The sequence below is a fragment of the Hydrogenophaga sp. PBL-H3 genome (assembly GCF_010104355.1).
GTDB lineage: Bacteria > Pseudomonadota > Gammaproteobacteria > Burkholderiales > Burkholderiaceae_C > Hydrogenophaga.
In genome coordinates this window covers 2162312-2175462 of sequence record NZ_CP044972.1, presented here as the reverse complement: position 1 = coordinate 2175462, position 13151 = coordinate 2162312, and the positions used below count along the sequence as shown (strand labels likewise).

General features: G+C 64.9%; 16 protein-coding genes. 6 read left to right on the top strand and 10 right to left on the bottom strand.

Translation table 11 applies throughout. The features are described from left to right. Positions 1-67 precede the first annotated feature (67 nt). From F9Z44_RS10120 to F9Z44_RS10105, 4 genes are read left to right on the top strand one after another with little or no spacing between them, the layout of a single operon-like run. The gene (locus tag F9Z44_RS10120) at positions 68-1696 is read left to right on the top strand and encodes a GAF domain-containing sensor histidine kinase (protein ID WP_159605778.1); all 1629 of its coding nucleotides are present in this window, start codon (positions 68-70) and stop codon (positions 1694-1696) included. Between the two features lie 2 nt (positions 1697-1698). Continuing rightward, positions 1699-2085, top strand: coding sequence for a response regulator (locus F9Z44_RS10115; protein ID WP_159605776.1), 387 nt, complete (start codon positions 1699-1701; stop codon positions 2083-2085). After that, positions 2078-2662, top strand: coding sequence for a chromate transporter (locus F9Z44_RS10110; protein ID WP_236574317.1), 585 nt, complete (start codon positions 2078-2080; stop codon positions 2660-2662). Before F9Z44_RS10115 ends, F9Z44_RS10110 begins: the two co-directional genes overlap by 8 nt. Next, positions 2659-3258: a chromate transporter gene (locus F9Z44_RS10105; protein ID WP_159605772.1), complete on the top strand. Its 600-nt coding sequence runs from the start codon at positions 2659-2661 to the stop codon at positions 3256-3258. The genes F9Z44_RS10110 and F9Z44_RS10105 overlap by 4 nt, the downstream gene beginning before the upstream one ends. A 49-nt stretch (positions 3259-3307) precedes the next feature. Here F9Z44_RS10105 and F9Z44_RS10100 read toward each other — a convergent pair whose 3' ends face one another. Genes F9Z44_RS10100 through F9Z44_RS10090 form a run of 3 tightly spaced genes read right to left on the bottom strand, consistent with a single transcriptional unit; the run spans position 3308 to position 5507 of the window. Next, positions 3308-4030 (bottom strand): SIR2 family NAD-dependent protein deacylase, encoded by a 723-nt coding sequence (locus F9Z44_RS10100; protein WP_159605770.1) that lies wholly within the window; start codon positions 4028-4030, stop codon positions 3308-3310. 2 nt (positions 4031-4032) lie between these two features. Beyond that, positions 4033-4776, bottom strand: a complete 744-nt coding sequence (gene rlmB, locus F9Z44_RS10095) for a 23S rRNA (guanosine(2251)-2'-O)-methyltransferase RlmB (protein WP_159605768.1) — start codon at positions 4774-4776, stop codon at positions 4033-4035. Positions 4777-4808: 32 nt separating this feature from the next. Further along, the gene (locus tag F9Z44_RS10090; protein ID WP_159605766.1) at positions 4809-5507 is read right to left on the bottom strand and encodes an ABC transporter ATP-binding protein; all 699 of its coding nucleotides are present in this window, start codon (positions 5505-5507) and stop codon (positions 4809-4811) included. Between F9Z44_RS10090 and F9Z44_RS10085 the strand changes: the two genes are divergently transcribed. Next, positions 5506-6198, top strand: coding sequence for an arylesterase (locus F9Z44_RS10085; protein WP_159605764.1), 693 nt, complete (start codon positions 5506-5508; stop codon positions 6196-6198). The genes F9Z44_RS10090 and F9Z44_RS10085 overlap by 2 nt on opposite strands. 6 nt (positions 6199-6204) lie before the next feature. Then, a complete protein-coding gene (mnmH, locus tag F9Z44_RS10080; RefSeq protein WP_159605762.1) occupies positions 6205-7272 on the top strand; it encodes a tRNA 2-selenouridine(34) synthase MnmH in 1068 nt (355 codons plus the stop codon). A 32-nt stretch (positions 7273-7304) separates the two neighbouring features. Here mnmH and F9Z44_RS10075 read toward each other — a convergent pair whose 3' ends face one another. The 7 genes from F9Z44_RS10075 to hflC all read right to left on the bottom strand — a co-directional run bounded on the left by F9Z44_RS10075 (position 7305) and on the right by hflC (position 13143). Then, on the bottom strand, positions 7305-7493 hold the full coding sequence (locus F9Z44_RS10075) for a hypothetical protein (RefSeq protein ID WP_159605760.1): 189 nt from the start codon (positions 7491-7493) through the stop codon (positions 7305-7307). A gap of 32 nt (positions 7494-7525) precedes the next feature. Next, positions 7526-8716 carry a PLP-dependent transferase gene (locus F9Z44_RS10070; protein WP_159605758.1) on the bottom strand — a complete coding sequence of 397 codons (1191 nt, stop codon included), beginning with the start codon at positions 8714-8716 and terminating at the stop codon, positions 7526-7528. Positions 8717-8721: 5 nt separating this feature from the next. Next, positions 8722-9246 carry a phosphoribosyltransferase gene (locus F9Z44_RS10065; protein ID WP_159605756.1) on the bottom strand — a complete coding sequence of 175 codons (525 nt, stop codon included), beginning with the start codon at positions 9244-9246 and terminating at the stop codon, positions 8722-8724. Positions 9247-9314: 68 nt separating this feature from the next. Beyond that, positions 9315-10703 (bottom strand): adenylosuccinate synthase, encoded by a 1389-nt coding sequence (locus F9Z44_RS10060; RefSeq protein WP_159605753.1) that lies wholly within the window; start codon positions 10701-10703, stop codon positions 9315-9317. Beyond that, entirely contained in the window at positions 10700-11893 is a 1194-nt protein-coding gene (locus F9Z44_RS10055; protein WP_159605751.1) for an ATP phosphoribosyltransferase regulatory subunit, read from the bottom strand. Before F9Z44_RS10055 ends, F9Z44_RS10060 begins: the two co-directional genes overlap by 4 nt. A gap of 117 nt (positions 11894-12010) precedes the next feature. After that, positions 12011-12193, bottom strand: a complete 183-nt coding sequence (locus tag F9Z44_RS10050) for a DUF2065 domain-containing protein (RefSeq protein ID WP_442907276.1) — start codon at positions 12191-12193, stop codon at positions 12011-12013. Between the two features lie 56 nt (positions 12194-12249). After that, a complete protein-coding gene (gene hflC, locus F9Z44_RS10045) occupies positions 12250-13143 on the bottom strand; it encodes a protease modulator HflC (RefSeq protein WP_159605749.1) in 894 nt (297 codons plus the stop codon). Between the last annotated feature and the right edge of the window lie 8 nt (positions 13144-13151).

Below are 13151 nucleotides of genomic sequence, written 5' to 3'. Positions count from 1 at the left end.
GCTTTGTAAAGGGTGATCAACACAGGGTGCTGTGTTACAACTTGATCGTTCCTCCGACGACCGCATCATGCAGACACCCCCCATCCCAGCCAACGACGCGCAGCGACTGGTCAGGCTCCACGGCCTGGGAATCCTCGACACACTGCCCCAGAAGGCCTTCGACGACATCTCGGCCATGGCCCAGATGATCTGCGGCACCCCGGTGGCGCTCATCACACTGATCGACAAGGACCGTCAATGGTCCAAGTCGCGCATCGGTGTTGAAGCTGTGGAGTTGCCGCGCGAGCTGGCTTTCTGCTCCCACGCCATCCTGGAGCCGGACAAAGTCATGATGGTGGAAGACCTGTCGCAGGATCCACGCTTCAGTGACAACCCGCTGGTGGCAGGGCCCACGAACGCACGCTTTTATGCGGGTGCGCCCATCGTCACCGGCGACGGCTTCGCCATGGGCACGGTGTGTGTCGTCGATCTGAAAGCCCGCACGCTGGACGCTGCCCAGCTCGACGCCCTGCGCCGCCTCTCCAGCCTGGTGAGTACGCTGTTCGAGCATGAGAAGGATCGCCTCCAGGAGGCTGAAAAAAGCGCTGCGGCTGCGCGCCTGGCACACGAAGAGCTCACCGCCATGGCCATCGCCGGCCTGGACCTGCAGGTCTACGTTGATGCCAACTATGTGTACCAACACGTCAACGACACCTTCCTGTCCTACTGGGCTTGCGGGCGCGAGGACATCATCGGTCGCTCGGTTGCATCACATGTGGGCGAAGAGGCCTTCCGAACCATCTTGCAGCCCGCATTGGCCACGGCACTGACCGGCGAACCCCATTCCTACAACCGCAAGGTCGAATTCCCCGGATGTGGCATACGCCATGTCGAGGTTGCCCTGCTGCCGGCGCGTGGCCCCAACGGCGAGATCACCGGGGTGGTCATGCGGGCACAGGACGTTCAGGAGATCCGGGAGCGAGAAGCGCATCTGCGCCAGACCGTGGCCCTGCTGGAGCAGAAAACGCTGGAGCAGGAGCGCTTCATTCACATCATCTCCCACGACCTGCGCGAGCCGATCAACACCATCAACAACTTCACCTCGCTGCTGGTCTCCGATCACCAGCAGGAGCTAACGGCCACAGCGCAACGCTACCTTTCGTTCGTGCAGTCGGGCGGCCAGCGCATGAGCTTCCTGCTCGACGATCTGCTGCACTTCGTGCGACTGGACAACCACGCCGTGAAGATCCGTCCGGTCGAAGTCAGCCGGCTGATGCAACAGCTCCAGAACGATCTGGCGGGGGTGATCTTCCGCGTGGGTGGGCGCATCGACTGCGCACCCCAGCCGCTGGTGATTGCCGACGAATCGCTGCTGCGCATCGTGCTGCAAAACCTGGCCACCAACGGCCTGAAGTTCTCGCGCCGGGGCGTGGCACCCGTGGTGCACATCTCGGTCGAACAGGGCGACGGCTTCCACAACGTCCATGTCACCGACAACGGCATTGGCATCGCCTCCGACCACCAGATTGACATCTTCGATATGTTCAAGCGCCTGCACACGCGCAAGCAGTACGAGGGTTCGGGCCTGGGCCTGTCCATTTGCCGCCGCATCGCACACCTGCACGGCGGCCGCATGTCGGTGCAATCGACGCTTGGTGAAGGCAGCCGCTTCACATTGCACCTGCCTGCGGCACACGCTGCATCCCATCTGGAATGACCATGACCGCACCTGAGCGCTTCATCCTGATCGACGACAACGAAGCCGACAACGTCTACCACGAGATCATGATCCGGCGTGCCGGTTTCGAGGGCGAGATACTCATCTTCGAAAGCGGCATCGAAGCACTGGCCCACCTCAGGACCGATCCGCTCACCCTGCCCACCTGCATCTACCTCGACATCAACATGCCCCTCATGGATGGCTTCGAGTTCGCCATCGAGGCCACCCCGCTTCTGGCTGGCAAGCCCACGGTGGTGCTGGTCATGTTGACCTCGTCAGGCTCTCCCAAGGACCGCGATCGCGTGGGCGAAATCCCCGTGATCCAGGGATTCGTCACCAAGCCCTTGCTGGTGGACGTTGTTCGGGACATGCTGCAGCGTGACTGAAGAAGCCCTCGCACAACCCAGCTCCAAAACCGACCTCTTCGTCTCGTTCACCTGGCTGGCCCTGCAGGGCTTTGGCGGCGTGCTGGCGGTGGTGCAAAGGGAGCTGGTGGAGAAGAAGCGCTGGATGACACGCGAGCAGTTCGTCGAGGACTGGGCTGTGGCGCAGATCATGCCGGGCCCCAACGTGGTCAACCTCTCGATGATGATCGGCGGCCGCTACTTCGGCCTGCCGGGCGCACTCGCCGCCCTGGCGGGCATGCTGGCCGCGCCACTGGTGGTGGTGCTGCTGCTGGTGGTGCTTTACGGCAGCGTGGCTGACAACCCCATGGCGCAGAACGCGTTGCGTGGCATGGGCGCTGTGGCGGCCGGCCTGATCACCGCCACCGGCATCAAGCTCATCGGCGCACTCGACAAGAACGCCATGGGCATGGCCGTTTGCATCAGCTTTGCCGCGCTCACCTTCATCGCCATCGGCCTGCTGCGCTGGCCCCTGCTCTGGGTGCTGCTGGGTATTGGCGGCGCGGCGTGTGTGTGGGCCTACCGCGTGCTCAAGCACAGCGAGGAGCAGCACCCATGACGAGCATGACGCCCGACGCGGCGAGCTGGATCAACCTGTTCACCCACTTCGCCTCGCTCTCGCTGCTGGGCGTGGGCGGCGCCATCACCACCGCGCCCGACATGCACCGCTATCTGGTCTACCAGAATGGCTGGCTCAGCGAAGCCCAGTTCACCTCGTCGATCGCACTCTCACAGGCTGCCCCCGGACCCAACGTGCTGTTCGTCGCCCTGTTGGGCTGGAACGTGGGACTCAACGCTGGCGGAGGCCCGGGCGCAGGGTGGACTTCCTGGGCGCTGGCGCTCCTGGGCGTGGTGGTCACGATGGTGGCCATCATGCTGCCCTCCTCCGTGCTCACCTACACCGCCACCCGCTGGGCCCACAAGAACCGAGAGTTGCGCGCGGTGCGCGCCTTCAAGACCGGAATGGCCCCGATCGTGATCGCCCTGCTGATCGCCACCGGCTGGCTGCTCACCGGTTCCCACGATCATCCCGAGCGCGACTGGCCGCTGTGGATGCTCACCGGCGTGGCCACGCTGCTGGTGTGGCGAACGAAGATTCACCTGCTGTGGATGATCGGGGCGGGGGCGGTGTTGGGGGCGATGGGCTGGGTTTGATCGCTTTGCCACCAGCACGCAAGTACACGACGGCCTTGCGTACGCCGTTCTAAAGCAGCAACTGGGGCAGACACACCGCAGCCGGTTCAGGCAAGCACTGCTCGGCCACCGCGTCGAGCGGCGTGGGCTCGGGATTGACGATCACCACGCGCGCGCCACACTGGTGGGCGATCAGGGCCAGCCCAGCCGCCGGGTACACCTCCCCCGAGGTACCCACCACCAGCATCAAGTTGCAATCGCGTGCGGCTAGCTCCGCGACCTCCAGCGTGGCCGCCGACAGGTGCTCGCCGAACCAGACCACTGCGGGGCGGCGCAGATTGCCGCAGACCTGGCAGCGCGGCGGGTGGCCAGCTTCGATGGCATCGACCTGACAGCACGCGCGCGGCGCGTCCAGCCACTGGTCTTCGGCGATGTTGCCGTGCAGGGCAAGGACATCGACGCTTCCTGCGCGCTGGTGCAGACCGTCCACGTTCTGGGTGATGAGCGTCAGGCGGCCGGGGTGTCGCAGGGCATACGTGGCCAGCGCCACATGGCCCGCGTTGGGCTCCACGCGATCGATCATCTCGCGACGATGGGCATACCAGTCCCACACGCGCTGCGGGTGCGCGCGGAAAGCAGCTTCAGTCGCGAGATCTTGCGGGTTGAATTTCGACCACAGCCCGGTCTGCGCATCGCGAAACGTGGGCACGCCAGACTCGGCACTCATGCCCGCCCCGGTGAGCACCGCGATGTGGCGCGCTTCGCGGATCCAGCCGCGCACCGTGTCGCGCATGTTCAGCTTCGCTGGCGCAGTGCCTCGTACAGACACACGCCACTGGCCACCGACACGTTCAAGCTCTCCACAGCACCGGCCATGGGGATGCTCACCAGCTCGTCGCAGGTCTTGCGGGTGAGCTGGCGCATGCCCGCACCTTCGGCACCGAGCACCAGCGCCACCGGACCCTTGAGGTCCACCTGGTAGAGCGTCTTGGGCGCGTCATCGCTGGTGCCGATGATCCAGATGTTGCGCTCCTTGAGTTCGCCCAGGGTGCGCGCCAGATTGGTCACCATGAAATACGGCATGGTCTCGGCCGCGCCGCTGGCCACCTTGGCCACGGTGGCGTTGATGCCGGCGGCATGGTCCTTGGGTGCGATCACGGCGTGCGCGCCGGCGCCGTCGGCCACACGCAAGCAGGCACCCAGGTTGTGCGGATCGGTGATGCCGTCGAGCACCAGCAGCAAAGGTGGCACACCCGTGGCCTCCAGCTGCTCCAGCAATTCGTCCAGCGAATGCACCTGCTTGATCTCTTCCACGCGGGCGGCCACGCCCTGGTGGCCGTGGCTGCCAGCGAGCTTGGCGATGCGCAGGCCATCTGCCTCGATCAGACGGGCGTTGGCCTCGCGGGCCTTGTCGAGAAACTGCCGCATGCGCGCGTCGCGGCGCGTGGGCTCGTAGTAGATCTCGATGATGGATTGCGGCGCGGTTTTCAGGCGCACGCCCACGGCGTGAAAGCCGAAAAGCACTTTGGGAGAAGACATGCCCGGATTATCCCCTCCGGGCGCGGGAGGGCTCAGGCGATGGCCGCCGACTCGCTGACTTCGGGCACCACCTGCCCGGCCTCGATGGTGATGCGCCGCTCGCAGCGCTGGGCGATGCTGCGGTCGTGCGTGACCAGCACGAGCGTGGTGCCCTGCTCGCGGTTCAGATCAAACATGAGTTCCATGATCTTGCCGCCGGTGGCGAAATCCAGGCTGCCGGTGGGCTCGTCGGCCAGCAACACGGCGGGCTGCACCACGAAGGCGCGCGCCAGCGCCACGCGCTGTTGCTCGCCGCCCGAGAGCACCTTGGGATAGCTCGACAGGCGCTCGCCCAGGCCCACGCGTTGCAACATGTGGGTGGCCGTGGCACGGGCATCGCGCCGCCCGGCGAGCTCCAGGGGCAGCATCACGTTCTCCAGCGCGGTGAGGTTGCCCAGCAGCTGGAAGCTCTGGAACACGAAACCAACCTTTTGTGAACGCAGCGCGGCGCGCTGGTCTTCATTCATCGCAAACAAATCAACGCCATCGATGTGAACTGTGCCGCTGGAGGGCGTGTCCAAACCGGCCACGATGGACAGCAGCGTGCTCTTGCCCGAGCCGGATGCCCCGACGATGGCGGCGGTTTCCCCCTTGTTCAGGGTGAAATCGATATCGCGCAGAATGGTCAGCGACCCGGTGGAGTCGGTGACCGACTTGAACACATGCTGGACCGCAATCATCACATCGGACATGGAAGGACTTCTCAAGTTGAAACGCCGTCACTTTAACGCGCTGGTCTGCAGCGTGTGCGCGCTCGCCGCTGCAGGGTCTTTGGGCAGCGCGCTCGCCCAAGCGCCCGCACAGGCCGCCAACGGCAACGCGCCGGTGGTCCTGGTGGTGGGCGACTCGCTGAGCGCCGAATATGGTCTCAAGCGCGGCACTGGCTGGGTGGCCTTGTTGGGCGAAACGATGGCCAAGGAAAAAGTGAAGGCGCGCGTGGTCAACGCAAGCATCAGCGGCGACACCACCTCCGGCGGGCGTTCGCGCATCGCAGCGCTGCTCAAGCAGCACCAGCCGAAGTGGGTGGTGATCGAACTCGGCGGCAACGACGCGCTGCGCGGCCTGCCGCTGAACATGACGCGTGACAACCTTGCCACCATGGCGCGCCTCTCGGTTGACGCAGGTGCCCGGGTGCTGCTGCTGGGGATGGAGATGCCACCCAACTACGGTGCGAAGTACGCGCAGGAGTTTCGCGACGTGTTCACCACCGTGGCCAAGACCGAGAAAGCCGCGCTCGTGCCGTTTTTCCTCAAGGGTGTGGCCGACACCACCAACCCGACCGCGTTGTTCCAGAACGACCGCATCCACCCCAACGAAAGCGCTCAGGCCACCATGCGTGACAACGTGTGGCCCGAACTGCGCAAGTTGATCGCGCGTCGATAATCGGACATGCCCGTACACACCCTGAATGCTGCAGAAGCGCTGAGCCGCCTGGCCGAGTTCGACCTCATCATCGACGCCCGCACGGAGGACGAGCACGCGCTGGACCATGTGCCCGGTGCGGTGAACTGGCCCACGCTCAACAACGAAGAGCGCATCACCATCGGCACGCTGTACAAGCAGGTCAATCCGTTCGAGGCCAAGAAGCGCGGAGCAGCCCTGTCGGCGCGCAATATCGCGGCCCACATCGAGCGTGAAGTGATCGACAAGCCGCGCACCTGGAAGCCGCTGGTGTACTGCTGGCGCGGAGGCAACCGCAGCGGGGCACTGGCCACCATCCTGGGCGCCATCGGTTTTCACGTCACCCTGGTCGAAGGCGGCTACAAGGCCTGGCGCGCGGCGCTGGTCGAGTCGCTGCCGGCGCTGGCCGAGCGCCTGCGCTACCGCATCATTTGCGGCCCCACCGGCAGCGGCAAGACCCGCCTGCTGCAGGCGCTGGCCGCGCAAGGCGCGCAGGTGCTCGATCTGGAAGCCCTGGCCAGCCACCGCAGCTCGGTGCTGGGCCACATTCCCGGCCAGCCGCAGCCAAGCCAGAAGCGCTTTGATTCCCTGGTGTGGTCGGCCTTGCGCGGCTTCGACCCGGCACGAGTGGTGTACGTTGAAAGCGAGAGCAAGAAGGTGGGCAATCTGCGCGTGCCCGACGCGCTGATCGACGCCATGCGGGCGAGCCCTTGCATCGATCTGCGCCTGTCGGATCAGGAGCGCGTGGCGCTGCTGCTGGAAGACTACGACTTCTTCGTGAAAGACCCGGTTTCGTTCTGCTCCCGCCTGGAGGCCCTGACGGAACTGCGGGGCAAGGAAGTGGTGTCGGGCTGGATCGAGAAGGTGAAGAATGGGCAGACGCCGGACGTGGTGCTGGAGTTGTTGACCCGCCACTACGACCCGATGTACGCCCAGTCGATCGGGCGCAATTTCAAACAATTCCCTCAGGCCCTGCCCTGTGAGCTGCGGGACCGCTCAGCCGAGTCGCTGAACGCTGCTGCGCTGTCGTTGACCGCCAGCGAAGCCAAGACCTGAGCATCGGCCCAGGTCTGGACGGAACACCAAGCTCAGTCCGCGGCCGCTGCGCCGTCGCCGCTGGCTGCAGCATCGGGGGCTTCGGAATCCGGCTGCTCTTCGGGCGCATCGGTGTCGTCGTGGCGGCGACCTTCCGCCTTGGCCTTGAGCTTTTCCTCTTTCTTTTTCTTCTTGGCAAGCTCGCGCTGGCGCTTTTCGTATCCGTAGTTGGGAGTAGCCAAATCAGTCTTTCAGGTCTGTTGAAACAAAAGGGTCAGGCTTGCAAGGCCGCCAAGGCCTGTGCAAGGTCTGCACGCAGATCGCGCACAGATTCCAGACCGACAGCAAAGCGTACCAGACCACCGGCGTCTTGCCAGCCCCGGGTGCGGATTGAAGCCAGGTTGTAGGGCGCGCACAGGCTGATCGGCCCGGCCCAGCTCCAGCCCAGGCGGAACAATTTCAGGCTGTCACAGAACGCATCAATGCGCGCCTGCGGAATCGAAGGGTCGAACTCGGCGCTGAACAGACAGGCCGCGGCCGTCGCGTCGCGCAGCCAGGTGGCATGTCCGGGCGAGCCCGGCAGCGCCGGATGCAACACCCTCACCACGCCTGGTTGCGCCTGCATCCAGGTGGCGAGTTCGCGCGTGCTGGCGTCCTGCGCACGGTAGCGCAGGTCCATGCTGGGCAGGCCGCGCAAAACGAGTTCGGCGTCGTTCGCGCCAACGCCCAGGCCCAGGCGCATGCGGGTCAGCAGGATCTGTCGGTGCAAGGCGAGGTCGCGTGTGATCACCGAGCCCATGAGCACGTCGGCCCCGCCGCTGGGGTACTTGGTGAGGGCCTGCACCGACACGTCCACGCCTTGCTCGAAAGGCTGGAATGCAATGCCGGCGCCCCAGGTGTTGTCCAGCGCGGTGACGATGGGTCGCTGGCCCGCGCGCGTGGCGTTGGCATCGCGCACGCGCTCCACCAGTGCCGGGATGTTCGGGTATTCGAGGGTGATGGATCCGGCCGCCTCCAGCCAGACCAGTCGCGTGGCCGGGGCGATCTGGCGCGCCAGGTCGTCCGGATCCATGGCGTCGTAATAGCGGTGCGTGATGCCCCAGGCCGCCAGCTCGACCTCGGCGAACACCTTGCCCGGACCGTAGGCGTTGTCGGGAATCAGCAGCTCGTCGCCGCTGCGCAGCAAGGCCATGTCCACCAGCGTCATGGCGGCCAGACCGCTGGGTGCCAGCATGCAGTGCTCGCCACCCTCGATTGTGGCCAGGCGCTCTTCCAGCGTAAAGGTGGTAGGCGTGCCGTGCAGGCCGTAGGTGTAGCCGCTCTTGTCTTTCCAGTCTTTGGTGCGCAGGGCCTGGACGTCGGGGAACAGGACGGTGGAGGCCTTGTGCACGCCCGGCGCCACGGCTTCAAAGCCCTCGGGGGGCTTGTAGGGGTGGTGGATCAGCCGAGTGGAAAGATCAGCCATTCAGATCAGAGTTTCCATTTTTCAAGGAGCTGCGCTGGGCGCATGCTGTCGTAGCCTTCGAACGGTTGATGGATCCAGGGGTTCGTGGGAAGGAACTCCACCGAGTAGTCGGGCGTGAACGTCGAGAGCTGCTTGGTCCAGATCACGGCACTGCGCATCTCGGTGATCGGCTTGTAGTTGTTCTTCAGCATGTCGATCACGGCCTTGAGCGTGTGGCCAGAATCGGCCAGGTCGTCGACCAGCAGCACCTTGCCGGCAATTTCGCCCTTGGGCGTGGTGATGTAGCGCGCGATGTCCAGGTTGCCCTGCTGGGTGCCGGCGGCGGCACGGTAGGAGCTGGTGGACATGATGGCCAACGGCTTGTCGAAGATGCGCGAGAGGATGTCGCCCGGGCGCATGCCACCTCGGGCCAGGCACAGGATGGTGTCGAACTCCCAGCCCGACTGGTGGACCTTGAGTGCGAGCTTCTCGATCAGGTTGTGGTACTCGTCGTACGAAACGTAGAGGTGTTTGCCGTCTTCGGTGAGCATGCGGACTCCTGGGGGTATCGATCGGGATTTTGCACGATGCACGGCCACGCGGGCCATGCATGGGCCGCTCAGCCGTGGTACGGGTGGTGGATCAGGATGGTGTGGTCGCGATCGGGGCTGGTCGACACCACATGGATCGGCACACCCGTGGTCTGCGCAATGCGCTCCAGGTAGCGACGTGCGTTCACGGGCAGCTTGTCGTACTGCGTGACGCCCACCGACGAATCGCTCCATCCCGGCAGGGTTTCGTAGATCGGTTCGCAGCGCGCGATGTCCTCGGCGCTCATGGGCAGGATGTCGATCACTTCACCGTCGAGCCGGTAGCCGGTGCACAGCTTGAGCTCTTTCAGGCCATCCAGCACGTCGAGCTTGGTGATGCACAGGCCAGTGAGTCCGTTGACCTGGGCCGAGCGCTTGAGCAGTGCGGCGTCGAACCAGCCGCAGCGGCGGCTGCGTCCGGTGGTCACGCCCTTCTCGGCGCCTACGGTGGCCATGTGCCAGCCCGGCGTGCCTTCCTTCTCCCATTCCAGCTCGGTCGGGAACGGGCCACCGCCCACGCGGGTGCAGTAGGCCTTGGTGATGCCCAGCACATAGTGCAGCAGGCCAGGCCCCACGCCAGAGCCGGCGGCGGCGTTGCCGGCCACGCAGTTGCTGGAAGTCACGAAGGGGTAGGTGCCGTGGTCGATGTCGAGCAGCGTGCCCTGCGCGCCTTCGAACAGCAGGTTGGCGCCAGCCTGATGGGCTTCGTTGAGCTCGCGCGAGGTATCCGCAATCATGGGCTTGAGCAGTTCGGCCTGCTGCATGGCCTCGGCATAAACCGGCTCGAACTGGATCGCACCGTCCTTCATATACGCCGCGATCTTCTCGTCCCAGACCATGTCGGCCGAGTGCAGATAGCTGGTGAGCAGGTGGTTGTGCAGGTCGAGCAGTTCGCGCAGCTTGGCGGCGAAACGCTCGGGGTACTTCAGGTCCTGCACGCGCAAGGCGCGGCGCGCGATCTTGTCCTCGTAGGCTGGGCCGATGCCACGGCCAGTGGTACCGATCTTCTCGTTGCCAGCCTTGACCTTGGCGGCTTCGCGAGCAATGTCGATCGCAGCGTGGAACGGCAGGATCAGCGGGCAGCCTTCGCTCACACGCAGGCGCGAGCGCACTTCCACGCCGGCCTTCTCCAAGCCTGCAATCTCCTCGAACAGCTTGCCTACCGAGAGCACCACGCCGTTGCCGATGTAGCACCTGACACCAGCCCGCATGATGCCGCTGGGGATCAGGTGCAGCGCGGTCTTCACGCCATTGATGACCAGCGTATGGCCGGCGTTGTGACCGCCCTGGAAACGCACCACTCCGGTGGCGGTCTCGGTCAGCCAGTCGACCAGCTTGCCCTTGCCCTCGTCGCCCCACTGGGTCCCCACCACCACCACGTTGCGACCGGGTGTCACGGCGCTGTTGCTGTTCTTCATTGGCTGATTTCCGTTTGAATGTTCTTTACTGTCCATGCGCCCGCCTGCGCCGCATCGGGCACCAGTTCGCGGTCGCAATGAAATTCGTCGACTTCGTGTTCGTGGCCGGGCAAGACGCACACCACCGTGTGGCCCTGCGATCGCAGGCTGGCCACGGCGTCGCGCAAGCTGGCGTCCATGCCCCAGGGCGCACGGATCGCAGCGACCAGAGGTCGTGGCGCCACCGCAACCACGAGCTCCTTCAGGTCCAGGCTGAAGCCAACGGCCGGGCGATTGCGACCGAACACGGCGCCCACTTCGTCGTAGCGACCACCCCGGGCCAGTTCCAGCGACTGGCCTGCACTGCCCTGCCACGCCTGCGCAAACAGGGCAAAGCGCATGCCGGTGTAGTAGGCATAGCCACGCAGGTCGGCCAGATCGATCGACACCGCCATGTCCTGCGCATGGGAGGCGAGCCAGCGCAGGTTGTCGAGCGCGGCATGCAACGCCGACGAGGGCTGCAAGGTCTGGCGCGCTTCATCCAGCACGGCCAGCCCACCGAACAGGCGCGGCAACGCACACAGATCGCGCCGCACGGTGGCCGGCAGGTCGCGCGCCAGGGAGCTGAGTTCGGACACATCCTTGGCGTTGAGCGCCGCATGAATGCGCGCCTCCTGGGAGGGCGTGAGTACCACTGGCGCCAGCACCGCGTCGATCACGCGCACATCGGCCATGTCGAGCTGCAAGCCCTTCACGCCAGCGCCCCGCAGACAGGCCTGCGCGAGTTCGATCACCTCCAGATCAGCCTCAAGGCCGGCGTGGCCATAGATCTCGGCCCCGAACTGCAGCGGCTCGCGGCTGGCCAGCGGACGATCGATACGCGTGTGCACCACCGGCCCGCAGTAACTCAGACGAGCCACCCCCTGGCGGTTGAGCAGGTGCGCATCGATGCGTGCGACCTGCGGCGTGCTGTCAGCGCGCAGGCCCAGCGTGCGGCCGGAGAGCTGGTCAACGAGTTTGAAAGTTTGCAGGTCGAGCGCTTCACCCGTGCCCGTGAGCAGGGACTCAAGGTGCTCCAACAGCGGAGGCATGACCAACTCGTAGCCATAGCCACGGGCGGTGTCGAGCAAGCTCCTGCGCAATTCTTCGATGTGACGGGCCTCGGAAGGCAGGACATCGGCAATGTGATCCGGGAGGACCCAGGCAGACATGGGCATTTTCAGGAGCTGTTAAAAGCGTGATTTTACCGGGGTGCGGCAGGGTATCCGCGGGCTTGTCGCATCAGCAGGTGGACACGGGCACGACAAGCACCTGGCCACCGGGGGAATTCAGCTGAGCAGCCAGACCATCAGAGCGCCGCTGGCCACGCAGATCACACCAAAGAAGCGAAGCTGCCCATCGCGCAGGCCCAGCATTTCAGAGAAAACCCGCCGCCACAGACGTGGCGCCACCAAAGGCAAGATGCCCTCGAACACGAGCACGAGAGCCAGTGCGGCCCAGATCAGGTCCACGCCAATTTGGCCGCGCGTTCAGCGCTGCCCAGTGGTGAGCTCAGGCGCAGCGTGGATCACCGGTTGGGCGCCACGTTGCTGCTGCGCAATGACTTGAAGAAGTCGGAAGACGGATCGACCACCACCACGTCGGACTTGCTGGCGAAGCTCGCCTTGTACGCCTCCAGGCTGCGGTAGAACTGGGCAAATGCCGGGTCGCGGCCGAATGCGTCGGAGAACGAAGCGGCTGCCTTCGCGTCGCCCTCGCCTTTGATCAACTGGGCATCGCGGTAGGCTTCGGAGACGATCACTTCCCGCTGGCGGTCGGCATCGGCGCGGATCTTTTCACCTTCAGCAAAGCCGGTCGATCGCAGTTCGTTGGCTACCCGTTTGCGCTCGGCTTCCATGCGCTGGTAGACCGACGCCGTGATGCTCTCCGCGTAGTCAACGCGGGTGATGCGCACATCCACCACATCCATGCCCCAAGGCTTGTCAGCGCTGCGCACGGCCGCGAGCACTTCGCGCTTCACATCGGCCATCAACTGCTCGCGTCGTGTCGACAGCAACTCATTGACAGTGCGCTTGTTCACCTCCTGCTGGAACGAGTTGCGCACCACACGGTTGAGCTGCAAGGCACCCGCGCGCTCGGTGATACCGACGTTGCGGATGTATTCCTGTGGCTCGGCAATGCGCCAGCGAACGTACCAGTCGATCACCACGCGCTGCTTTTCGGCGGTGAGCGTCGGCTCGGTGTCGGTACTCTCCAGCGTCAGCAGGCGCTTGTCGATGTAGGAGACGTTTTGAAACGGCGGGGGCAATTTGAAGTTCAGACCTGGCTCGGTCACGACCTGCTTGATCTGGCCCAACTGGAAGACCACGCCGAACTGGCGCTGGTCAACCACGAACAGCATGGAACTGGCGATGGCCAGCGCCACGACGAGGCTGGTGAGGATGAAACCCAATTTGTTCATGTGCGTTG